Origin of the sequence: Kribbella sp. NBC_00482 (assembly GCF_036013725.1) — a bacterium.
Taxonomy (GTDB): Bacteria; Actinomycetota; Actinomycetes; order Propionibacteriales; family Kribbellaceae; genus Kribbella.
The window spans coordinates 3,517,000-3,539,859 of the sequence record NZ_CP107881.1 but is presented as its reverse complement, the minus strand read 5'-3'; the positions used below and the strand labels follow the sequence as shown (position 1 = coordinate 3,539,859).

Below are 22,860 nucleotides of genomic sequence, written 5' to 3'. Positions count from 1 at the left end.
TTGGGTGTAATCATGATTACATGAGTACGCAGACCGAGCAGGAGAAGGTGCGGGGCTGGCTGACCGGGCGGTTGCCGGGCGACTGGTTCGAGGGTGACATCGAGCTGGAGATCGACCGGGACGAGATCCTGATCGTCGGCCGGATCCCCGCACCCGAGCAGAACAAGGACGTGAGCGCGGCCGAGCGCTCCGCCGCCGAGGACGGCCGGATCAAGCAGTACCGCGAGGACACCCGCGAGCGCCGGATCGAGATCGCCCGCGAACTCGAGCACGCCACCCGCCGGAAGGTCGCGTGGGGCGTGCGCTGCGGCGAGACCCGTACCGTCTTCACCTCACTGTCAGCCCCGGTGATGACCCGCCTCCGCCAGCCCGAACGCCAGGTCCTCGACACCCTCGTCGACGCCGGCGTGGCCCGCTCCCGCAGCGACGCCCTCGGCTGGTGCGTCAAACTCGTCGCCCAGCACAGCGAAACCTGGCTGGCCGACCTCCGCGAGGCCATGACCAAGGTCGAAGAGGTCCGCAAGACAGGCCCCGACAACAACTAACAGCTGCCCACCTACGACCGGATGATGTCGGGTGGTGTGGTGTGTTGCCGGAAGCGGGTTATGTGACCGCTGCCGGGACGTAGAAGGCCAGCGGCTACCAGCCGCCGAGTCCGCCAGGCCGAGGGGTAGCCCACGTTCCTCGAGTCGTGGACTTCGGCGGCCAAACGCAGCCTCGATCCACGACTCGACGTTCCAGTGGCCAACCAAACGCCACGACTCGGCGCGATCCCCGACAAGGCAGGCGGCCGGAACGCCGACCGCGCCCGCTCGTCACGTCGCACGCGTTCTGCACACCGGAGCCCGAGGAGCGCCGTCAGGAGAGCGGAGGCGAACAGGCGACGGGCGGCAATCCGGTTGGATTGCCGCCCGCCTGAGGAGAACTGCCTTGGTGTGAACTTCTTGGCTACTGACCCTGTTGCCAATTGCCGTTCTGCGGGGTCCCGTTGGACCAGTTGCCAGGCGCGGCGCTGTGCGCCGGGTGCTGCTGGGGCTCGACAGGTGGCTGGGTCGGCTGCTGGTAGCCGCCCTCGTAGTTGCCCTGGTAGCCGCCCTGCTGCGGGTACGCCGCCGTCGTGCCGTTGTCCATGCCGTTCTGGGCGGCCGGCTTGACCATCTTGTCCTTGTCGAACAGGTTGCCCAGTGCCCGGCCGGCCATCTCGCGGCCCCCGAGGCCGAAAGCGAGACCGAGAGCCAGCGCGGCGCCCGCGAGGACGATCAGCAGCGTGTTACCGGTGAGCTGAACCGCGACACCGAGCTGGGTCAGGGCGGCGAACGCGGCGTACACGAGCACGGCGTACCGGGCCACCTTGGCCAGGGTCTCGTTGCCGGTCGCACCGCGGATGACCGCGGCCAGGAAGTTGGCGAACAGCGCCGCCAGGCAGACGATCACGATCGCGGCGAAGATCCGCGGGATGTAGCCGAGCATGTCGCTCATGAAGTTCGAGATCTCCGGCACGCCGAGTGCGGAGGCGAACATCGTGAAGCTGATCAGGAAGACGAACCAGAACACGACCTTGCCCAGCATCGCCGAAGCGGTCAGCCCCGTGCCCGACCGTTGCAGCACACCGGAGACGCCGGCCCGTTCCATCCAGCCGTCGAAGCCGACCCGGCCGAGCAGCCGGCCGACGAGATTGCCGAGAATCTTGGCCACGAAGTAGCCGACGACCAGGATGACCAGGCCGCCCAGCAGGTTCGGGATGAACGACAGCAGTTTGCTGAACGCATCCTCGAACGGCTGGGTGAAGTCGATAGCTAACGCTGACATCGGATGTTCCTTCCGGACTGGGCCCGCATCCGCTGTCGGCACACATGACTGCACCAACCCCGGCACGGGCGGATGCAGTGGTGTCCAGTATGACTCGTACCCTCAGATGCCTTGGGCAAACAGCTTTAACAGGCGCGCCGGGCAACGAAAAGTGTTTGCGTAAGGCAATCACCATCGCGGTACTTCGGTGCTTACCCTGCCGACTGAACCGCTTCAGGCGTTTGCGATCCTGTACCCATGAACGATGTCGTGATCCGCCGCGCCACCGCTTCCGACGTTGCCGCGATCGTCGCGATGATCGCCGACGACCAGCTCGGCGCCACCCGCGAGTCGCTCGACGACCTGACGCCGTACCTGGCGGCGTTCGAACAGATCGATGCCGACCCCAACCAACTGCTGGTCGTTGCTGATCGCAACGACGAGGTGATCGGGACACTCCAGCTCACCATCATCCCCGGCCTGTCCCGCCGCGGCTCCACCCGCGGTCTGATCGAGGCCGTCCGCGTCGCGGCTCCCGCCCGCGGCTCCGGCCTCGGCACTACCCTCGTCCGCTGGGCCGTCGAGGAATCCCGCACCCGCGGCTGCGCCCTCGTCCAACTCACCTCGGACAAATCCCGCACCGAAGCCCACCGCTTCTACACAAACCTCGGCTTCGCCAACACCCACGAGGGCTTCAAACTCAAACTCCGGTAACGCTTCCCGCCGGCGCCGCCCAGGTGTTGCAGCCGCTCGGCCCCTTCGCCTTGAACGCCTGCCGCAACCACCGGTCGAAGTTGACCATGTCGTCCTCGCGCCGGTCGTACCCTGCGTGTCCGTAGTGGTTGAGCCGCTCACCGCGGATCCGGAACGCCTCCTGGTTGGCTCCGAAGAACGCCGCCGCGAAACAATGCGCCTGCATCTCGCTCCGGTTCTCCTCGACCTTCTGCTGCGCCGCATCCCGAGTCGAGGAGTAGCGCTCGCCGTACTGGTCCAGGATGCCCGTCAGTTCCTGCACATGGTGGCCGTACTCGTGGGCGATCAGCCACTGCACCGACGCCCGGGCGCCTTCCTGGGATGCTCCCTCGACGACGTACTCCGGCCAGTTGAAGTAGATGCCGTGGTTGGAGGAGCAGTAGAGACCGTAGTACTCCTTGTCCATCACTGTGCAGGCCGTTTTCGTTCCCGCCGGCGACGAGTACACGGCGGACGGCCGGACGAAGTCGAACCCCGCGCGGGTGATCACCGGCGCCCAAGCCCTGTCCAGGCAGGCCACAAAGGCGTTCGCGTACCGAATCATCGCCTGCTTGTTCGCCAGCTTCGCCGTCGGCAGCGAACAACTGACCGCAGCGATCTCCCCCGACCGGTACATCTGGTTGTCCAGCAAAAACCCATCCTTAACAGGCTCTGCAGCCTGCACCACCCGCCCCACCGGCACCCGCACCGGCGCAGCACTCACCGTCGGCGTCACGACAGGCGTCACCTCCGGCGCGGCAACCTGCCGAGTGCAGCCGCCGGCCAGCAGTACGGCGACGAACACCGCCACCACACGTTCCGCCGTACGCCGCACCTCAGCTCACCTTGGCGGCGGGGGCGGTGAAGGTGTTGCAGACCTTAGGGTCGGCGGAGTTGAAGGCGGGTTCGGACCAGAGCCAATGGTTCTTGCGGGAGCCGTGGTCGCGGATCTTCTTCGGGTTGTACTCGTCGCCGCTGTGCTGGGTCTCCCATTCCCAGAGCTCCAGCTTGCGCCCGGAGAGGCCGAGGGACTTCTTGTTCGCGCCGAGGAAGGCCGCGCCGAAGCAGCTCGCCTGCAGCTCGGTACGCCGGCTCCAGTCGAGTTCCTCCGCCTTCGTCTTCGCCCAGCCCTCGCGGGACCCGGCGGCGGTGAGCATCTCGGTGAGGTTCTGCACGTGGTGGCCGTACTCGTGCGCCATCGTGTCGATCATCCACACCCGCGCCGCGAGCGGTTCGTCCTTGTAGTACTTGAGGTCCTTCTTCCAGCTGACGTAGATGGTCTCGTCGGTCGAGCAGTAGAAGGCGACGTTCTCCTCGCCTGTGCAGGCCGCGGACGTGTTCTGGTTCGTCTGCAGCACCACCTTCGGCGCACGGAACGGGTAATGCGCCTTCTTCAGGACCGGCGCCCACGCCTTGTCCAGGCAGGGCAGGAGAGCCCGGTAGTACCTGAGGATCGCCGATTGGGAGTCCGGCTTGATCGCAGGTTCCTTGCAGCTCACGGTCGCGACCTTGCCGGCCGCGTAGATCTCGTTCTGGCGGAGGCGGACGAGGTCTGGGACGTTCGTTGCCGTGACGGTGACCGTGGGATTCGGGGGGACAGGGAGCGGGGCCTGGGACTTCCTGACCGAGGGTTGGGCGAGGGGGTTGTCTACGTTGCCGTAGGAGTCGACGAGGCGGAAGCCGGCGATGGTGGCGCCGGTGAGCATCAGGATGACGAGGACCGACAGGCCGGCGACGATCGGGCGGGAGTACTGGCGCGGCGGGGCGGCCGGTGGCGGATCAGTGGTGAACTGGGCGCCAGAGCGGGACGGGTTCGAGTGCCAGCCGGTCGGGCGGGGGCCGCCGACGCGGCGGGTGCCGGTCAGCGGCGTGACCGGTACGCCGGTCTGCGGCGCGACGGGCGGGCCGCTGTACTCACTCGTCGTACCCGGCTCGGTCGGCAGCGGACGCGCCTTGCGGCGCATCGGGGTGTCGTCCAGCGACACCGACCGGGCTCGCCCCAGACCGTCGGGCTGCGCGCTCTTCAGGGTCAGCGGGCGTGAGCCGGTCGCCGGTTCACCGGACGCGAAGTGCCCGGGCCCCGGCACACCTTCCTCGGAGTCAGGCATCGATCGTTCCCATCTCGCTCAGCTGACCTTGGCGGATGCTGCGACGAAAGTGTTGCAGGCTCCGGGGTTGGTTGTCGCGAGGCCCTGGTTCATCCAGAGCGCGAGGCTCTTGCTGGAACCGTGGTCGCGGACCTTGTCCTTGGTGTGCTCGTCGCCGCGCCGCTGGATCAGTCCGTTCCACTGGCGGAGCAGTTCGCCGCGCAACGGGAAGCTCGCCTTGGCCGCACCGAAGAACACCGCGCCGAAGCAGTACGCCTGGAGCGCGGCGCGCCGGTTCACCTCGAGCTGCGCGGTCTTGCTCGCCGCGGTGTCGGCGAGGTTGTCGGAGGCCTCGGCCATCCCGGTCAGGTTCTGCACATGTACGCCGTACACGAAGCCGAAGGACTGCGCCATCTCCGCGCGCACCACGGCCTTGTTCTTCGGGTAGTCCTCGACGATCTTCTGCCACGGCATGGTCGCGCTGCCGCCGTGCTCGTCCTGGCAGTAGAGCGCGAGGTCCTGCTGGACGCCGCACGCGGTCTCGTCGCCGTCGTCGAAGATGATCAGGTTCGGCGACCGGAACTCGAACCCGGCCTTGGTGACGATCGGACCCCAGGCCTTGTCCATGCACGCGGTCAGCGCCTGGTAGTACGAGCGGACGTTTTCCTTGGACGTCGGACGGAACGCGGGTTCCGCGCATTTCGCCACGGCCAGCGCCCCGGCGGAGTAGATCGCGTTCTTGCCGACGATGTCGGTGTCCGGGGTCCCCTTGCCGACCGGGCCCTTGGTCGTCGCCGCGCCGCTAGGCTTCGCGGACGGCGTGCCGTTCGGGTTCGGGAGGTTGAAGCTGGACGACGAGATCACCTTGACCGCGAACGTCGCGCCGCCGCCGAGAAACAGCAGTACCGCGGCGACCATCAGCGCGACAAGGCCCTTGGACCGCTTCTTCGGGACGAACGGCACCGGCTCCGGGTGGAACACCTCCCGGTACGCCGCGGCGGCGCGGTCGTCGGCCGGCGGCGGGCCGAGGCGGCTGCCGGAAAGCGTCGTACGGCGGGAGTCGATCCGGGACCCGCTCAACTGCGGCGGTGTCGGCGGCGCTTCCCCGCCGAGCCGCGGCGTGGGTGCCGCCAACGGTGTCCCCGACGGTGCGGAAACCCCCGGTTTCCGGTCGTCATTCGTGATCTCGTCACCGTTGCCGCCCGGCAGGAAGTGCCCAGGCTTGGGTGCCGGCTTGTCCGCCATAACTTCCCGCTTCTCCCCAGTACCGGTCACCGCCGGTCCCACCCCGATGCATCAGAAAGGCCGGAACACCCCCAGTGCCGGCCGCCGCACGATATTACGGCCTGGACCACCATCCGGTGAACCAGATTGCACCTATTGACATCATTCCGCGACCGGTCGCCACACACCGCATTCAGTCGACTACGCGGCCGTGGGCGAGGAAGTGGGGGCTGGCGGCTTGGAGGTTGGGGTCGGATTCGACTTGGCGGGCGAGGAGGACGGCTGAGGGGAGGAGGGTTTCTATGGTGTCGGGGGCGGCGTTCTCGAGGATGTTGCTGGCGGGTCCTTCTACGCCGAGGACCTCGACGTCGGTGAGGCCGGCTGTGGTGAGTTCGGTGGCGAGTTCGGCGGCGTGGTGGAAGTAGGCGACGGTGAAGCCCTTGGAGCCGTCGATGCTGCCGGACGCGAAAGCGTCGAGGAACAGGTGCAGGTTCTCGTCGGTCAGGGTGCCGTTGCTGCCGGCCTCGAGCAGGCCGCCGTACCGGTTGATGCCCGCGGCGACCACCACCCCGCCGGGGCGCGTCACCCGTACCGCTTCCGCCAGCGCCTGCGCACGATCCGCAGCGTCGACCAGGTGGTAGAGCGGACCGAGGAGCAGCGTCACGTCCACGCTCGCATCCGCCTGCCGGAGCGTCCGCGCATCGCCCTCCTCCGCCGCGAAGGTCCCGATCGTCGCCGCCTGCTGCACGTGCTCCGGAACCGGATCCACCAGCGTGACCCGATGCCCGTCCGCCGCAAGCCATCGCGCGTGGACGCCGGTCGCACCACCCACATCCAGTACGTCGGACGCAGGCGGCAGCCACCGCCGCAGCAACTCCTGGGTACGCAGGAGTTCGAGCCGGCCGTGCCCGGGGACGACCAGCCGATCGTCCTCGACGTACCGGTCTCGATAGTAGGAGCGAATCACCGGATCAAGTTGAGTCATCCATCCACTCTGCCCGCGAAAAATGCCAGGCACATCCCGTTTTGATCTCGCTACCCTGTGCCAGTGGCAGACCTGAAGCACGACGACTACCCGAGGTCCAACAAGTACGACGCGAACTGGCTCCTGGCCCGGGACATGGGCCCGAATCCCCTGTGGATGCTGGAGGATCTCGCGAGCGAGCTCGACCTGCGACCAGGGATGCGCGTCCTCGACCTCGGCTCCGGCAAGGGCGCCACCGCGGTCTTCCTCGCGAAGGAGTACGGCGTACAGGTCTGGGCCGCCGACCTATGGGTGGACCCAACGGAGGCGGCCACCAACATCGACAACCCGGAGATTGTGACCTTGAAGGCGGAGGCCCACACGCTCCCGTTCGCGAGGGAGTTCTTCGACGCGATCGTCTGCGTCGACGCCTACGAGTACTTCGGCACCGCGGACAACTACCTGTCCTACATCACCTCGTTCCTGAAGCCCGGCGGGCAGTTCGGGGTCGCGACGCCGGCGATGACCCAGGAGGTCCGCGCGCTCGGCCACATCCCGGAGCACATCAAGAAGATGGTCGGCTGGGAGGCGCTCGCCTGGCACACCGCGGACTGGTGGCGGTTCCAGTGGGAGATCACCGAGCTCGTCGAGGTCACCGCCGCGCGCCTGCAGGAGAACGGCTGGGCCGACTGGATCAAGTGGTCCCGCGCGGTCTCGGAGTACCGCGGCGAACGCGACGGCGCCCTCGACATGCTCGAGGCCGACAACGGCCAATACCTGACCTTCGCCATCCTCGCCGCCCGCAAGCACTGACCCGCCTGGCATGCTGGGGGCATGAGCTGGGCTGTGTATGCGATGCGTGGGCCAGGAGGCGTACGGCGCCTCGACGACATGCCGGTCGACTACGAGCCGCCGGCCGTAGGGATGGTGACCGATGTGGTGGCCAAGGTCCGGGAAGTGGTGCCGGACGTGGACACGAGCAAACCGTCCTGGCTGGCGCTGCGAAGTCCGGAGTACGACGTCGAGATGACGATCGGCAAGGGCGTCGAGGTCCGCGACATCACGTTCTACCTGAACGACGGCCCGCGGTCGATCCCGATCGTCATGGAGATCAGCCGCCGCCTCGGCGTCACGCCGTACGACACCGAGTCCGGCAACTTCCTCACCGAGGAGTCCCGGCCCCCGGTCCCGCCGCCGATGACCGACGACGAAATCAAGATGAACAAGCCGAAATGGTGGAAGTTCGGCCGCAAGTAACTCCGGGCCCGCTTGCCCTCGCGTTGTCGCACGTCCTAGGATCAGGACGATCGTACAGGACGATCGCCCTGGAGGATTTCGATGGCACCGACCGCGAAACAAGGTCAGGAGGTGCGGCAGCGGCTCCTGGCTGCTGCCGCTGAGCTGATCCCCGAGCGCGGCTGGTCCGCGGTGAGTACGCGGATCCTGGCCGAGCGCGCCGGCGTCACCCCGAGCGTCGTGCACTACCACTTCTCGTCCGTGCAGGACGTGCTGACCGAGGCCACGGTCACCGCAATGCGGCAAGTGCTCGCGACGACCGACGAACTGTTCACATCCGCGACCACCCCGGCGGCCGCGATCGACGCGTTGCTGGCCTCGATCGAGCAGTACGACGGAACCGACCCGATGTCACTGCTCTTCACCGAGACCTACCTGGCCGCGACCCGCGACCCGCGTCTGCACACGCAGATCGCCGGCCTGGTGACGGACTTCCGGACCCGCGTGGCGGACTGGCTGACGATCCACGAGGTCGCCGAGCCGGCCGCGACCGCCGCCGTTCTCGCAGCGACCATCGACGGCCTGCTCCTGCATCGGACCCTTGGACCGGAATCCCCCGCCCTGACCACCGTTCTCCGAAGGCTGGTGAGTTGAAATGCACGCGATCATCTGCGGAGCCGGGATCGCCGGACTCGCGCTGGCGAACCGCCTGTCGGCGCTCGGCCAGGACGTCACCGTCGTCGAACGCAGTCCCGGCCCTCGCCCGCAGGGCTACATGATCGACTTCTTCGGCCCGGGGTACGACGCGATGCGCGCGATGGGACTGCTGCCCGCGATGCAGGAGGTCGCGTACCACGTCGAGGAGGCGGTCCTGGTCGACGAGGACGGCCGGCAGCAGGCGGGCATCAACATCCTGCAGTTCGCCGAGGGAGACGTCCTCAGCGTGATGCGGCCGGACCTCGAGCAGGTCCTGCGCGAGCACCTCCCGAGCGACGTGAGCCTGCGGTACGGCGCAACGCTCACGGGCGTCACGCCGCGCGAAGACGGCGTACAGGTCGAGTTCGCGGACGGATCGACGCTGGACGGGGATCTGTTGATCGGTGCCGATGGCATCCATTCCGCCGTACGCCGGTTGGTGTTCGGGCCGGAGTCGTCGTACCTGCGGTTCCTCGGTTTTCACACCGCGGCGTACAGCTTCGACGCGCCGGCGATCCATGCCGAGGTGGGCGGGCGGTTCTGTCTGACGGACACGATGGGCAGCCAGTTCGGGTTCTACGCGCTGCGGGACGGGAGAGTGGCGGCGTTCGCGGTGCACCGTACGACGGATCCCGTCACTCCGGCGGACACGCGTGAGGCGATCAGGTCGGCGTACGCCGATCTCGGCTGGGTGGTGCCGCAGGCTCTCGAGTTGTGTCCGGACGACGATCAGATCTACTACGACCAGGTCGCGCAGATCGTGATGCCTCGGTGGAGTTCGGGGCGGGTCGCACTGGTCGGTGACGCGTGCGGGGCGGTGTCGCTGCTCGCCGGGCAGGGCGCGTCGCTCGGGATCGCCGGGGCGTTCCTGCTCGCGGAGAAGCTGGTGAGCTCGTCGTCGATCGAGGCCGGTATGGCGGAGTACGAACAGGTCTGGCGACCTGTCGTCGAGGAGAAGCAGAAGGTCGCGCGGTCGACCGCGCGATGGTTCCTGCCGCAGTCCCGGCTCGAGTTGGTCGCGCGGCGCGTGCTGCTCCGGTTCCTCCGCCTGCCGGTTCTCCGCAACCTCCTCCCGGCCGCGCTCGCCGGCAAGCCCACCACGCTGATCCGGGACCTGCAGCCGACCCGCTGAACGATCAGCGAGTGGCGGCCAGGACGCCGATCTTGTTGATGCGGTGTTCGGGGTTGCCCAGCTCGTCGGCCCAGTAGTTCCCGGCGGCGTGGTCCTCGGGGGTGGCGCAGGTGGAGATGGTGAGCATCGGCTGGGTCGGCGTCGCGCCGGGGCTGCCTGGTACGGCGGCGTTCTGTTGCGCCTTCTCGGCGGGCTTGCGGAAGGAGATCGTCATCGTCCGCGTGATCACGTAGTCGTACACCGTTCCGCCGGCCCTGATCAGGACGTGGTCGCCGTTCTTCAGCTCCGGTGCCTTCTCCAGCGGTCGTCCGTGGCTGACACGGTGGCCGGTCACGATGAAGTTCCCGATCTCGCCGGGTCCGACGCCGCCGGCCTGGCCGCGTGGGCTGGCGGCGACGCCGCGGTCCTGGATCCGGGTGCCCGGCCGGTCGTCGGCGGTGCCGGTGTAGGCGACGACCCGCAGGTTCCGCACGCCGATCGCGGGGATCGACATACTCACCGGCCCGGACACCGTGGGCCGGGGCGAAGGTACGGCAGTCTTCGTCGGCGGGCGCACCGGAGAGGGGGTCGGGGCGGGTTCTGTCGGTGGCGTTGGGCTGGTGGTTGTGGTGGTTCGGTTGGATGGCGTAGGTGAGCTACTGGTCGGAGCCGTGTCGCTGCATCCGGCCAGCGCAGTCACCACGACGAGCGCACCCACCAGCCTCACACTTCGACGGTAGGCCGCGAGACCAAAAGTCGAGCGAAAGCCTCAGTCCAGGACGGCGAGTTCGGTCGGGCCGAGCCGGAGTACTCCGGAGGTCAGCGGGGTGGCGCGGATGCCGCCATGTCCGCGCAGCGCCTGCATCGCGCCGGGGGCCAGGACCTCGTCCATCCACGCACACGGGTTGGCCGGGCGGTTCGCCTGGAAGGTGATCGAGCCCAACGTGAAGCGACGGCCGGGTACGCGGGTGCCGTCGGCGGCGCGGTGGGCGGCGAGTTCGTCGATCGGGAAACCACGCAGGGTGATGTTTCGCCGGGTGAGGTGCGGGTCGAGGGGTGCGTCCAGGTCGAGGACGCGCTCGACCTCGTCGAGGGAGGCGGCGTCGATGAGGGTGACGGCGGCGTTCTTGTGGATCGCTTGGGCGTAGTAGCGGTCGCCGACGATGCCGAGGTCGGCGCGGACCTCGATCTCGGTACGCGCGACCGGTTCGGGGTCGGGGCGCGGGCCGTCCTGCGGGCGTCCTTCGAAGGCGTGTTCGCGGGATACGACGAGGGCGACGAGCTCGACTCTCATGGTCAACCCCAGGTGAGTGGGTCGAGGAGGCGGAAGAAGTACAGGCGGCGCGGGTCCGGGGCCGGTACGCCGTACGCCTCGTGGAACGGTGCCGGGTCGGCGGACCACTCGTCGTGGAGCTGGATCGTGGTGAGGGCGAGGTCGGAGTACCGATCGGCGACGCCGAGGCGTCCGAGGTCGATGAGGCCGGTGACTTCGAGGGTCTCGGGGTCGAAGAAGACGTTCGGCAGGCAGGCGTCGCCGTGGCAGACGACCGGTTCCAGGACTTTCTCGATATAGGGGCGCTCGGCAACCACTTCGGCCAGCAGCTCCGACGGCTGCAGGCGGCGCCATTCGTCGGTGAGGTACGCCGGGTTGACAGCACCCCGCCGTACGACGTCGGCCGCCGACGCGATCACGTCCGCCAGCGGCCGCTCGAACGGGCAGTCGGTCAGCGAATGCAGCTCACGAAGGGTCGCCCCGAGGCTCCGCATGGCACGATCGTGCGACGCAGGCGGGAGGGTGTCCCCTGGAACTCCCGGCACTGCCGAAGTCACCAAACAAGCACCACCCGAGGACAACCCGACCCCGCCGGATGAGGCTGGGGTCGGGGTCCAGTCCAGTACTTTCGCGCCGGGGAATCCCGTTCCAGCCAGCCAGGTGATGCGGTCGCGTTCGGCGGCCAGTTCGGCGACGCCGGAGGGGCCGCAGCACTTGGCGAACGTGTTGCCTCGGCGGTAGACGGACGTGTCGGACTCGCCGATGTCGACCGGCTCCCAGCCCTCAGCCGGCGGCGCGTGCAACGCGTTCCCTGGTGTGGTTGAGGATCGCGGTCACCGGACGCCCGGTCACCAGCTTGCCGTCGGCAACGAACCCTTCCTCGCGCCCGGTCAGGTCCTGGATCAACCGCGACCGCCACAACTCGAGAAGCTCAGGCTCGGACTTCACCAGGTTCCGCAGCTCGCCCGGATCCGCGACAAGATCGAACAACTGCTCCACGCCGAGCGAGGAACCCCAGACGTACTTGATCTTCCCGTCCGTCACCCACTGGATCGACTGCCCGAAATGCAGATGCTCGCCGTGCAACCACTCTCGCACCGGCACCGACTCCCCCCGCAGGAACGGCGCCAGCGACACCCCGTCCACCGACGACGGAATCGGCACCCCGGCCAGGTCCAGCAGCGTAGGCATCACGTCCCGCAGCTCGACCACCTGATCCACAACCCCGCCGCGAACAGTACCACCAGCCGCAGCACGATCCGCAACGATGAACGGCACCCGCGCGGACCCCTCGTACGGCACGGACTTCCGGAACATCCGGTGGTCGCCCATCATCTCGCCGTGGTCGGACGTGAACGCGATGATCGTGTCGTCGTACACCCCGAAGTCGACCAGCGCCTCACGGATCCGGTTGATCTGCAGGTCGATCTGCGCCATCAGCCCGTAGTACCCGGCTCGCGCGCGATGTACGACGCGATCCGGCAGGTCCCCGATCGCCGCCTGGTAGTCCCCGTCCCGCCGGAACTCGTCCCAGTCGTCTTCCCAGTCACCCAACTGACGTTCGTACGGCGGCAACGCGTTGTACTGGTCGTAGGCCCAGGCCGGCGGGTCGTACGGCGGATGCGGCCGATGGAACGACAAGTACAGGAAGAACGGCCGCGTCGGATCCCGCCGGTACAGCCAGTCGATCGTCTGCGTGCCGATCCAGTGCGTCGGGTGCAACTCCTCCGCCTTGTCCCACGGCCGCGCGACCACCGAGTTGCAGTTCACCCCGTGGTCGAAGTACTCCGCATCCGGCGACACCCCCGGCTGCCGCCGCAGCCACGGCACATAGTCGTCGAAGAACCCGAACTGCTGCCGGTAAGCACGCCGAGAGTGGTGCAGGAACCCGTCGTGCAGGATCACGTCGTCGAATCCGAGCCGCGCCCGCTCCGGCCACACGTGCATCTTCCCGATCGCCTGCGTGTGGTACCCGGCGCGCCGGAACTCGCCCTGCACCGTCACCGGATGCGCGGTGTCGAACGGTACGCCGTCCGTGTACCCGACGCGCCCGTGCCGCTCCTGCGACTGCCCGGTGAACAACGCCACCCGGGCCGGCACGCACGTCGGCGTCGCGGAGTACCCGCGACTGAACCGCACCCCGTTCCGCGCCAGTTCGTCCAGATGCGGCGTCTCGACGTACGGATGACCGGCGCACGACATCGCATCGCCCCGCCACTCGTCCACACAGATCAGGACGACGTTTGGTTGACTCAAGAAGACTCCCGGACGAGCAGTTGCCAAGGGAAATCGAACACTTCGCCGGGTGCGCCTTCCCGGTCGGTCAGCCTGCTCACGATGATCCGGGCGAGCGCCTCGTTGAACCCGACCGGTCCGACAGTCGACAGCGACGGGTCCAGGTGCTCGCCTTCGGGCGTGTTCCCGACCCCCACGATCGCCAGATCCCCCGGTACGTCGATGCGCAGCCGGTGCGCCGCCCGGACGGCGGCGATCGCGGCGAAATCGGTGGTGCAGTAGAGCCCGGTCGGACGATCGGGCTTGGACAGCAGCGCCATCGCGGCCCGGTACGCGCCCTCAGGGTGCTGCTCGAAGACCTCGATGTGGTCGCTGCTGATCGGCTTGCCGGCCCCGCGCATCGTGTTGACGTACGCGTCGAAGCGCGCGAAGCCGGTGGTCCGGGAGGTGAGCGCGCCGACCCGGTCGTGGCGTTCCAGCAGGTGCTCCACGGCGAGGTGGCAGCGCGGCTCGGCGCCGGACCGGATCACGTCGAAGCCCTGCGGTTCCAGGGTTTCGCTGAACGCCACGATCTGCACGCCCTGCGCCGCGAACGCCTCCAGCTCGGCGATCTGTTCCGGGTCCGGTTTGATGCTGTCGATGAAGATCACGTCCGGCGTCCGGTTGGACAGCACGGTCCGCCAGTCGCCGTCCGCGACGATCAGCGCGGTCTTTCCGAGCGGGCTCACCGCCGTACTGACCGTGGCCGCGACCGCCTGCGACCACGGGTCCGCGAGCACGTTCAGCGACAGCAGCACGAGATCGGACTTGCCGGTCCGGATCGCACGGGCCGCGTCGTTGCGCCGATACCCCAGACGCGACGCGGCCTCGCGGACCCGGTCCGCGGTCGAGTCCTTGATCGTGTGGCTGCGGTGCCGTCCGGACAGCACGTAGGACACGGTCGCGACCGAGACACCGGCCTCCTTCGCCACCATCCGCAGCGTCGGCCGCTCTGCCAAAGGTGAGGACATATCTAGATTCTTGCAGATCAGCCCTTGACCGCGCCGGTGATTACACCCTTGGTGAAGTGCCGTTGGAGGAACGGGTACACCATGGCGATCGGCACCAGCGCGACCACGACGACGGCCATCTGCAGTGATTGGGGTTGCGGCGGCGGGTGGACGCCGAGCTGGTCGGCCGACAGCGACTTGCCCTGCAGGACGTAGGTCCGCAGGATCACCTGGACCGGCCACTTCGACGTGTCGTTCAGGTACAGCAGCGCGTTGAAGAACGCGTTCCAGAACCCGACCGCGTAGAACAGCCCGACGACGGCGATCACCGCCTTCGACAACGGCATGATGATCCGGCGCAGGATGGTGAAGTCACTCGCGCCGTCGATCCGGGCGCTCTCCAGCAACTCGCCCGGCACGTTCATGAAGAACGTCCGCAGTACGACGAAGTTGAAGGCCCCCAACGCGCCCGGCAGGATCAGCGACCACAGGCTGTCGAGCAGCCCGAACTGCTTCACCACCAGGAACATCGGGATGATGCCCGGCGCGAACAGCAGCGTGAACAGCACCATCAGCAGCACCGGCCGCCCGAACAGCACCGGTCGCGACGTCGCGTACGCGAGCGCGATGGTGACGGCGAGCGCGATCGCCGTACCGACGATCGTCACGAAGACGCTGACCAGGATCGCCCGGCCCATCAGGCCGCCGCTGAACAGCGTCTGGTACGCCTTCACCGTCGGATGCGACGGCCACAGCACGTACCCGCCCGCGTCGATGATGTCCTTGTCACTGGCCAGCGACGTCGAGATCACGACCAGGATCGGTACGACGATCACCAGCGCGAACCCGCCCAGGATCACCGCCTTGATCGCCTGGTACCCCGGCGACGGATTCTCTTTCCACACAGGTCTCATGAGCGCCTCTGGAAGATTCCTGGCTCACCGAGCCGGTGAGCGAGTGAGTTGGCACCCCACAGCAGCAACGCACCGACCACGCCCTTGGCCAGCCCGGCCGCGGCCCCGCTGCTCCAGTCGCCGCCGACCACGCCGGCGTAGTACGTGAACGTGTCCAGTACTTCGGCAGCACCCGGACCGACCGAGTCGCGTTGCAGGATGAACTGCTCGAACCCGACGCTGAGGATGTCACCGATCCGCAGGATCAGCAGCAGCACGATGACCGTCCGCAGCGCCGGCAGCGTGATGTGCCACAGCCGCCGCCAGCGCCCGGCGCCGTCCGCCGCGGCCGCTTCGTAGAGCGAGACGTCCACGGTGGTCAGCGCCGCGAGGAAGATGATCATCGCCCAGCCGGCGTCCTTCCAGATCAGCTGCGCGACGACGAGCAGCGGGAAGGTGTCCGGGTTGGTCATGAACGGGATCGGGTCCAGGCCCGCCTGCCGGAGCAGGTTGTTGATGAACCCCGCCCCGCCGAGCGACTGCTGGAACAGCGTCACGACCAGCACCCAGGACAGGAAGTGCGGCAGGTACGCGATCGTCTGGAACCAGCGCCGAAAACGGTTGCTGACCAGCGAGTCGACGATCAGCGCCAGCCCGATCGGCACCGGGAAGAACAGCAGCAACTGGACGGCGGCCAGCAACAACGTGTTCCGCAACGCGTCCCAGAAGTCCGGGTTCGCGTACAGGTTGACGAAGTTCTGCAGGCCGCTCCACTCGCTGTGCATGATGCCGAGGTACGGCTGGAAATCCTGGAAAGCGACGACGTTTCCGAGCACCGGCAGGTAGAAGAACACCAGCAGGAAGACGACGCCGGGAATCATCAGCAGGACCATCTGCCAGTCCCGGCGCCACTTCGCCTTCAGCGGCAGGCCGTTCTTGGTCCGCGCGACGGAGGAGGTTCGTTTCAGCATCTATCAGGACCCGGTGACCGGAACGCTCGACGGGAGCACAGCCGCGAACTCGTCGCGCATCTTGTCACCGCCACCGGACTTCCAGCGCTTGAGCGCCGCGTCGTACGCGTCGAGCTTCTGCCGGCCGGTGACGATGTCGACGATCGTGTCCCGGAACGCCGCGGTCAGCTTCGGACCGACCTTGCTCGAGGTGTCGGAGTACGTGCCCGCCGTCGGGTTCCGCATCGCGAACTTCAGCAACTGCTGCTCGGTCGCGTAGATCTTCTTGGTGTCGTCCGGGTTCGCCGGGTTGAAGATCACGCTCTCCGGGGAGTTCATGATCTGCAGCGCGCTGACCAGACCGGGCGCCTGCTGCTGACCGGCCTTGGTGAGCACCGGGTTCTTCTGCGCATCCAATGAGTACTGCTGCCCCTCCACGCCGAAGTTCTTGACCAGGTACTCCTTGGTGCCGAACGGCGCGGACAGGTAGTCCATCAGCGCGAGCAGCTCGCGGATACGACCCTCGTCGGTCTTCTTGAACGGCGTGAAACCGACCGTGCCGTAGCCCATGTCGTAGACGGGCTTCGCCTTGCCGTCGTGGCCGAACGGGATCATGGTGTCCACGAACAGCGACGGGTCGAGGTTCCGGAAGTCGGCGGTCGCGCGCGGGCCGACGACGACCTGGGCGGCGATCTGGCCGTTCACGGTCTTCGGGGTGGCGTCGGCCAGGTTGAGGTCCGGGTAGAACACCTTGGCGGCCCAGAGCTTGGCGGCGTACTCGACGGCGGCCTTGTAGTTGTCGGTCTCGTACAGGTGCGTCAGCGACCGGTCCTGGCTCACGCGCCAGCCGTTCGGGGCGCCGAACCACTCGCCGAACATGTGCAGCATGTTGATGATCGCCGGCTCGAGCGCGTAGTTCGTGCCGTTGGTGAGCTCCTTGCACTTGGCGAAGAACTCGTCCGCGGTGGCGCACTGCAGGCCGCCGACCTTCGCCCAGGTCTTCGGGTTGCCCATCATCACCTGGCCGAACGGCGTCGACGGGATCGGGGCGCCCCAGATCTTCCCGTTCACCACGGCGGTCCGCCAGGAGGCCGGCTTCAGCGCGGCCAGGTTCGGGTACTCCAGGACGGCGTCGCCGGACAGGTACTTGGTCAGGTCCTGGAACTTCGCCTCGAGCATCGGGCCGATGTTCGGGATGCCCTGGTTCGGCGGCAGCCACATCAGGTCCGGCAGCGAGTCGCTGGCCAGCAGCGTCGCGAACTTCTCCGGGTAGCCCGGGTCGGTGCCGATCGTCAGCTTGAGCTCACCGCCGAGCGCCTGGTTCAGCGCCTGCCACATCGGGTTGCTGCCCATCGGCGGCGGAGGCGTCGCGAACGTCTCGGTCAGCGCGGTCACCGCGCTCTTCAGCGGCGGCGCCTTCACGCTCGAGACGGCGTCCGCCGGGAACTTCAGGAACCCGGGCTCGAGGCCGGACTCGGCCCCCGGGAAGTCCGGATGCAGACCTTCGAACGGCTTGTACGTCGGCAGCGTGAGCTCGCCCGACGCCTTTGCGCCTCCGTTCGCCGCTCCGCCGTCGCCGCAGGCCGCCAGCGTGGAGGTGGCAATCGCCGCACCGGTCACCTGCAGGAACCGTCGCCGACTGATCATAGTTGCTCCAAGTTTCGAAGAAGTGCTCACTAACACTCACTTAAACGTTAACCCGGACCGTAAACCTGACCCACCCCTCGATGCAAGACGTAGACAGCAAAATGGCCGGCGGCCGCGAGACTCGAGTCCCGCGGCCGCCGGCCGTCGTACTACTTCAGTGCGTTGTCAGCAGCGCACGACCAGACCGGTCAGCGCGGTGCAGGTGCGCGTCGCCTTGTCGTTCGTCGCCACCGGGTCGCTCGGCGAACTCGCCGTACGCTGCGCCGTAGCGGTCAGCACACCGGCCGTGAGCATCCCGGTGTTCACCGTCAGCGTTCGCGTCACGCTCGCGCCGCTCGCCAGCGAGGCGATGTCGCAGTTCGCCGACCGCGTGGTGCCGACCCTGGTACAGGTCGACGCGTAGTACGCCGTGGCACCCGGACCGGTCGCGACGACGCGGATCCCGGTTGCCGGATCCGGACCGTTGTTCTTCACCGTGACCGTGTACGTGATCCGTGCCGTCGTCACCATCGTCACCGCCGCGGTCATCGTCACCGCGACGTCCGCCGGGTTCTGCAAGATCGTGAGCGCCGGTCCGTCGAAGACCTCGAACGCGTAGTTCTCCCCGATGAACTGGTGCTGCAGCGTGATCGTTCCCAGCGGAGCGTCTGCCTCGACCCGCAGCGTGAAGACGACCGTCCGGGACTCACCCGGCGGAACCTCCCCTACCCCGCCACGGACGCTGGTGCCGAGCGTGTCACAGGCGAACGCACCCGGACACGACACCAACTCCACCATGGCCGGCAGTGATGTCTCCTTCGCGTACAGCCCGGCCTTCCCGCCGGAGATCGTGAAGTCCCGATCGTTGTACACGGTCTGCGTGATCGTGAACGTCTGCCCACGCGCGACCGAGGTCGTGTTGACTTCGATCGCGCTCGTCGGCGGTACGGCATCGGCGGTCATCGGAACCGCTGCCAGTGTCGCGCCGACGACCGCAGTCACCAGCGCAGCACGGATCAATTTCCAGGCATGCATGACGTGCCCCCCTTGTTTTTTCCCTGAACCCCAGCCCCAGCTGCCCCCACAGCTCCGCCGACGGCGGTGCAAGCAGTATGTAGTTGCCACTGTCCGCGGTCAACCGCTTGAAAGCTGTAGTCAACCTTTCGTCATGCTCGGCCGGAACGCTGCCCTAAAGGGCACGCAGGCCCTGAACCTCGAGATCTTCACGGCCGGCGGACGTCACTCTTTCGATTGAGCCCGGGCACTTCCGGCTCATTCGTTGCAGTGAGCAAGGATTAGCCCGTACGGCGATGTGGAGCACCAGGCCCGGCGGCGAGAGTCGTCGGCATGAGTGTTCGAGAGCATGCTCCGGCGAAGGTCGCGGCGCCGCGAGGCCGACGTACGGCGGTCCTCGTCGTCGCGGCCTGTGCGTTTCTGGGGTTCTGCTGGTGGTTGTGGCCGGCCGGGTACGTGCAGAGCGACCTGCGGGTGTACGTCGTCGCAGCGCGGGCTTTCCTGCGCGGGCAGGACATCTACACCGCCCACCTGGCGTTCCCGAAGGAACTCGCGCTCGGGTTCACGTATCCACCGTTCGCGGCACTCGTGTTCGCGCCGATCGCTACCCTCGGCACCGGCACCGGGCGGGTCGTGATGACCCTCGTCAACGCCTCCTGCCTACTGGCGATCGGCGTACTGATGACGCGTGCGCTCCGCCCGGCCTGGTCGCGAGAACGCGTGCTGGCGTTGGGATCGGGGTCGGCGCGCTCGGGCTGACGCTGGAACCGGTGCGGTCGACGTTCGCCCTCGGGCAGGTCAACCTGGTTCTGCTCGTTCTCCTGCTCGTGGATCTGCTCGGCCGGACGCCGCGACGGTTCCGCGGTGCGCTGATCGGGGTCGCGACCGGTATCAAGCTGACGCCCGGCATCTTCATCCTGTACCTGCTGGTGACACGACGGTTCCGTGAGGCCGCCGTCGCGATCGGAGCGACCGCCGGCACCATCGTGATCGGCGCGGTCGTGATGCCGGACGCGTCCCGTCAGTTCTGGACGCATTACATCTTCGACCCGAGCCGCCCAGGTCCGACGCACTTCATCAGCAACCAGGCCTGGCGCGGCGTGTTCGCCCGGATGGCCGGCGGTGTCGAGGGCATCGGCCCGATCTGGCTGCTCGCGGTCGCGCTGACGGTCGCCGTCGGGTGTCACGCCGTACGGCGACTTGATCGGCTGGACGGGATTCTGGTGACAGCGCTGGTCGGACTGCTCGTATCGCCGATCTCCTGGAGCGGGCACTGGGTGTGGGCACTGCCGATCTGCATGGTCCTGTGGTTCCGTCGGCGTTCGGCGCTTGCCATGTTGTGGACGGTGGTCACGGTCTTCGGATTCCCTTGGCTGGCACCGAATCACGACGACCGCGAGTACCACCTGCATGGCTTCGACCTGATCCTCGGGAACGCGTACGCCGTACTCGCCGCGATCACGATCCTTCATGCGGCGTACGTTCAGAGTGACAGCCGGTCGAGCAGTTCCTCGACGCGTTCGGTCCGGCCCACGTGACGGTGTCGTTCCCAGTCCTCGCGGGACAGTGTGTCGCCGACGAGTTCGAGGGCTTCGGCGAGTTCCTCGTCCAGGTACGGGTTGGGGATCTCGAGCCGTTCGCCCATCGCCTCCTCCGCGCCGAACAGGTGTGCGGCGCCGACCGGGTCGCCGCGCCGGATCAGCAGGTTCATGACGGTGTTCGAGAACGCCATCGTGAGAGTCGGGCTGCCGAGCGCCACCACGGTAGGAACCAGCCCACGGACCAGCTTGCCGGCCTCGTCGAGACGGCCGGCGAGGGTCAGCAGGTAGGCGAAGTTCTGCCCCACGATGGCGAGCTCGTGCGCGTCCCCGTGCGACTCGGTGATCCTCAGCGACTCCCGGAGCAGCTCCTCCGCGTGCTCGAAGTTGCCGAGTTCCTCCTCGATCCCGCCCAGGTGGTTGAGCACCCGGGCCAACCGCCACTCGTCATCCAAGGACCGGAGCCGCTCGACGGCGTCGGTCAGCGTCGCCCGCGCCGCACGTGCGTCCCCTCGCTGGCCTTGCATCGAGCCGAGCACGGTCATTCCGTACGCGATGCCGGCCGGATCGCCGAGCCGCTGGGCCATCTCGACGCTGCGGGCCGCCACCTCTTCGGCGTGCTCCGCCTCCCCCTGGATGAGCAAGACGTTGCTGAATCCGCGCAGACAGGCGGCCAGCTCCGGCGAGGACGTCGTACCGGCGGCTGTGACGATCTGCTCGTGCCAGGCGCGGCTCTCGGCCAGATAGCCGCCAACGATCCAGACCCAGGCCAGAGCCGAACAGAGCCGGAGAGCGGTCCGTAGGTCGTGGCCGGTCGCCCAGCTGAGAGCGGTACGGAAGTTGTCCAGGTCGATCTCGGCACGATCGAGCGGCAGGTCGGACGTGGTCTTCTTGGTGTCCTCGATGCTCTCGGCGAGGTCGGCGTAGTAGCGGGCGTGGACACCACGGACGCCGGCGTCCTCGTCCGTGGCTTGCAGCTCGTCGGCGGCGTACCGGCGGATGGTCTCCAGCAAGCGGACGCGGGTGCCGTCCGGTCCGTCGGACAGCGTGATCAGGTTGGCGTCGTGCAGCTCGGCGAGGGCCTCGATCGGGTCGATGCCGGTGGCAACTTTCTCGACCGCGGCCAGGTCGGCGCCGCCGGCGAACACTGCGAGGCAGCGGAAGGTACGGCGGTGTTCGGGGCCGAGCAGCTCGTACGACCAGGCGATCGTGTCCCGCAGCGTCCGTTGACGTTCCGGGGTCGCGGTGCTCGTGGACGCGATGTCCAGCGCCTGATCGATCCGCGCGAGCAACTCCTTCACGCTGAGAAGCCGCACTCGTGGCGCGCACAGCTCGATCGCGAGCGGGAGCCCGTCGAGCCGGCGGCAGATCGCGACCACGTCCGCCGTGTTCTCGTCGGTCAGCGTGAACGTCGGTCGGACGGCCTGGGCGCGCTGCACGAAAAGTTCTACAGCGGCCTCTGTGAGTGGCAGCACCGGGTGCAGGTGCTCGCCGGTGAGGCCGAGGGCTCGCCGGGAGGTGGCGACGAGCTTCACCTGCGGCGCGCCTTCGACGATCTCGGCGACGACCTTGCCGGCGTCCGGGAGCTGCTCGAGGTTGTCGAGGACCAGAAGCAGGGTCCGCTGGGCCAGGTAGGCGACGATCCGGCCGCGCTCCCGCGGCGGGATGTCGAGAACCTCGGCGATCGTCGTCCACAGCACCCGAGCGGACGTGACCGCCGCGAGCGGAACGAAGTGCACCCCGCCCGGGAACCTCGTGGTCAGCTCCGCGGCGACGCCGATCGCCAGGCGGGTCTTGCCCGACCCGCCCGGTCCGGTCAGCGTGACGAGCCGTACGTCGGGCCGGTCGAGCAGACCGGTGACGCGGTCGACGTCCTGTTCGCGCCCGAGCATCGGCGTCGCGGGCGACGGCAGGCTCGTCGACGTCCCGATGGTGCGTGGTGGCGGGAAGTCGGCCGGCAACCCGTCGACGGTGACTTGGAGCAGGTGTTCGGGCTCCGGGATGTCCTTGAGGCGGAGCGTGCCGAGATCGCGCAGCGTGACGCCGTCGGGCAGATGCGTCAGCTCACCGGTGACGGCCGACACCACGATCTGCCCGCCGTGGGCGGCGGCCCCGATCCGTGCGGCGAGATGGACGTCCATGCCCCAGTAGTCGCCGTCGTACACACCCGGCGTACCGGTGTGGATCCCCATCCGCACGCGCAGGCGCTCGTCGTCCGGCCATCGATGCGCTTCCAGCTGACGCTGCCCGTCGACGGCCGCCCGGACCGCGTCGCCGGCCGTCCCGAACACGACGAAGAAGCTGTCGCCCTCGGTCCCCATCTCGGTCCCGCCGTACGCCGTCCAGACCGCTCGCAGGATCCGTCGATGATCTTCCAGCGCCTCCAGGTACCGGTCCCCCAACCGGCGCAGCAGCAGCGTCGACCCTTCAATGTCCGAGAACAGCATCGCCACCATTCCCCCACCCATGCCGCCAGTCTGGGTCGCGCGGCGGCCATACGCCAG

At 67.9% G+C, this 22,860-nt stretch carries 23 protein-coding genes; 8 read left to right on the top strand and 15 right to left on the bottom strand.

The features are described 5' to 3' along the window. Positions 1-20 precede the first annotated feature (20 nt). Positions 21-545: a hypothetical protein gene (locus OHB24_RS17515; protein ID WP_327640104.1), complete on the top strand. Its 525-nt coding sequence runs from the start codon at positions 21-23 to the stop codon at positions 543-545. 403 nt (positions 546-948) lie between these two features. Here OHB24_RS17515 and OHB24_RS17510 read toward each other — a convergent pair whose 3' ends face one another. After that, on the bottom strand, positions 949-1,809 hold the full coding sequence (locus tag OHB24_RS17510) for a mechanosensitive ion channel family protein (protein ID WP_327640103.1): 861 nt from the start codon (positions 1,807-1,809) through the stop codon (positions 949-951). A 237-nt stretch (positions 1,810-2,046) separates the two neighbouring features. Here OHB24_RS17510 and OHB24_RS17505 point away from each other — a divergent pair, with 237 nt between their 5' ends. After that, the gene (locus tag OHB24_RS17505; RefSeq protein ID WP_327640102.1) at positions 2,047-2,502 is read left to right on the top strand and encodes a GNAT family N-acetyltransferase; all 456 of its coding nucleotides are present in this window, start codon (positions 2,047-2,049) and stop codon (positions 2,500-2,502) included. Here OHB24_RS17505 and OHB24_RS17500 read toward each other — a convergent pair. From OHB24_RS17500 to OHB24_RS17485, 4 genes are all read right to left on the bottom strand, one after another. Continuing rightward, positions 2,489-3,355, bottom strand: coding sequence for a neutral zinc metallopeptidase (locus tag OHB24_RS17500; protein ID WP_327640101.1), 867 nt, complete (start codon positions 3,353-3,355; stop codon positions 2,489-2,491). The genes OHB24_RS17505 and OHB24_RS17500 overlap by 14 nt on opposite strands. A gap of 1 nt (position 3,356) precedes the next feature. Beyond that, positions 3,357-4,628: a neutral zinc metallopeptidase gene (locus tag OHB24_RS17495; protein WP_327640100.1), complete on the bottom strand. Its 1,272-nt coding sequence runs from the start codon at positions 4,626-4,628 to the stop codon at positions 3,357-3,359. Between the two features lie 18 nt (positions 4,629-4,646). Continuing rightward, complete coding sequence (locus tag OHB24_RS17490) at positions 4,647-5,852, bottom strand: neutral zinc metallopeptidase (RefSeq protein WP_327640099.1); 1,206 nt, start codon at positions 5,850-5,852, stop codon at positions 4,647-4,649. A 172-nt stretch (positions 5,853-6,024) separates the two neighbouring features. After that, positions 6,025-6,816: a class I SAM-dependent methyltransferase gene (locus OHB24_RS17485; protein WP_327640098.1), complete on the bottom strand. Its 792-nt coding sequence runs from the start codon at positions 6,814-6,816 to the stop codon at positions 6,025-6,027. Between the two features lie 63 nt (positions 6,817-6,879). Between OHB24_RS17485 and OHB24_RS17480 the strand changes: the two genes are divergently transcribed. The 4 genes from OHB24_RS17480 (at position 6,880) to OHB24_RS17465 (ending at position 9,859) form a co-directional block, all read left to right on the top strand. Then, entirely contained in the window at positions 6,880-7,608 is a 729-nt protein-coding gene (locus OHB24_RS17480; protein ID WP_327640097.1) for an SAM-dependent methyltransferase, read from the top strand. A gap of 21 nt (positions 7,609-7,629) precedes the next feature. Then, a complete protein-coding gene (locus tag OHB24_RS17475; RefSeq protein WP_327640096.1) occupies positions 7,630-8,052 on the top strand; it encodes a hypothetical protein in 423 nt (140 codons plus the stop codon). 81 nt (positions 8,053-8,133) lie between these two features. Then, positions 8,134-8,685, top strand: coding sequence for a TetR/AcrR family transcriptional regulator (locus OHB24_RS17470; RefSeq protein ID WP_327640095.1), 552 nt, complete (start codon positions 8,134-8,136; stop codon positions 8,683-8,685). A 1-nt stretch (position 8,686) separates the two neighbouring features. Next, positions 8,687-9,859: an FAD-dependent monooxygenase gene (locus tag OHB24_RS17465; RefSeq protein WP_327640094.1), complete on the top strand. Its 1,173-nt coding sequence runs from the start codon at positions 8,687-8,689 to the stop codon at positions 9,857-9,859. Positions 9,860-9,863: 4 nt separating this feature from the next. Here the strand turns inward: OHB24_RS17465 and OHB24_RS17460 are convergent, their stop codons facing one another. The 9 genes from OHB24_RS17460 to OHB24_RS17420 all read right to left on the bottom strand — a co-directional run bounded on the left by OHB24_RS17460 (position 9,864) and on the right by OHB24_RS17420 (position 18,839). Then, positions 9,864-10,352 carry a class E sortase gene (locus tag OHB24_RS17460; RefSeq protein ID WP_327641078.1) on the bottom strand — a complete coding sequence of 163 codons (489 nt, stop codon included), beginning with the start codon at positions 10,350-10,352 and terminating at the stop codon, positions 9,864-9,866. A gap of 255 nt (positions 10,353-10,607) precedes the next feature. Then, positions 10,608-11,132: an MOSC domain-containing protein gene (locus OHB24_RS17455; protein WP_327640093.1), complete on the bottom strand. Its 525-nt coding sequence runs from the start codon at positions 11,130-11,132 to the stop codon at positions 10,608-10,610. A 2-nt stretch (positions 11,133-11,134) separates the two neighbouring features. Next, entirely contained in the window at positions 11,135-11,914 is a 780-nt protein-coding gene (locus tag OHB24_RS17450) for an aminoglycoside 3'-phosphotransferase (protein WP_327640092.1), read from the bottom strand. Continuing rightward, positions 11,895-13,367, bottom strand: a complete 1,473-nt coding sequence (locus OHB24_RS17445; protein WP_327640091.1) for an arylsulfatase — start codon at positions 13,365-13,367, stop codon at positions 11,895-11,897. The genes OHB24_RS17450 and OHB24_RS17445 overlap by 20 nt, the downstream gene beginning before the upstream one ends. After that, positions 13,364-14,356, bottom strand: a complete 993-nt coding sequence (locus OHB24_RS17440) for a LacI family DNA-binding transcriptional regulator (protein ID WP_327640090.1) — start codon at positions 14,354-14,356, stop codon at positions 13,364-13,366. The genes OHB24_RS17445 and OHB24_RS17440 overlap by 4 nt, the downstream gene beginning before the upstream one ends. Before the next feature lie 17 nt (positions 14,357-14,373). Beyond that, on the bottom strand, positions 14,374-15,249 hold the full coding sequence (locus OHB24_RS17435; RefSeq protein ID WP_327640089.1) for a carbohydrate ABC transporter permease: 876 nt from the start codon (positions 15,247-15,249) through the stop codon (positions 14,374-14,376). Further along, a complete protein-coding gene (locus tag OHB24_RS17430) occupies positions 15,246-16,199 on the bottom strand; it encodes an ABC transporter permease (RefSeq protein ID WP_327640088.1) in 954 nt (317 codons plus the stop codon). Before OHB24_RS17430 ends, OHB24_RS17435 begins: the two co-directional genes overlap by 4 nt. 3 nt (positions 16,200-16,202) lie before the next feature. Beyond that, positions 16,203-17,825, bottom strand: a complete 1,623-nt coding sequence (locus tag OHB24_RS17425) for a sugar ABC transporter substrate-binding protein (RefSeq protein ID WP_327640087.1) — start codon at positions 17,823-17,825, stop codon at positions 16,203-16,205. 165 nt (positions 17,826-17,990) lie between these two features. Then, positions 17,991-18,839, bottom strand: coding sequence for a hypothetical protein (locus OHB24_RS17420; RefSeq protein WP_327640086.1), 849 nt, complete (start codon positions 18,837-18,839; stop codon positions 17,991-17,993). Between the two features lie 312 nt (positions 18,840-19,151). Here OHB24_RS17420 and OHB24_RS17415 point away from each other — a divergent pair, with 312 nt between their 5' ends. Together OHB24_RS17415 and OHB24_RS17410 are read left to right on the top strand one after the other, a co-directional pair. After that, positions 19,152-19,577 (top strand): glycosyltransferase 87 family protein, encoded by a 426-nt coding sequence (locus OHB24_RS17415; RefSeq protein WP_327640085.1) that lies wholly within the window; start codon positions 19,152-19,154, stop codon positions 19,575-19,577. A gap of 11 nt (positions 19,578-19,588) precedes the next feature. Then, positions 19,589-20,356, top strand: coding sequence for a glycosyltransferase 87 family protein (locus OHB24_RS17410; protein ID WP_327640084.1), 768 nt, complete (start codon positions 19,589-19,591; stop codon positions 20,354-20,356). Here the strand turns inward: OHB24_RS17410 and OHB24_RS17405 are convergent. Next, positions 20,302-22,824 carry an ATP-binding protein gene (locus OHB24_RS17405; protein WP_327640083.1) on the bottom strand — a complete coding sequence of 841 codons (2,523 nt, stop codon included), beginning with the start codon at positions 22,822-22,824 and terminating at the stop codon, positions 20,302-20,304. The two genes, OHB24_RS17410 and OHB24_RS17405, sit on opposite strands and share 55 nt — an antisense overlap. Positions 22,825-22,860: the final 36 nt, after the last annotated feature.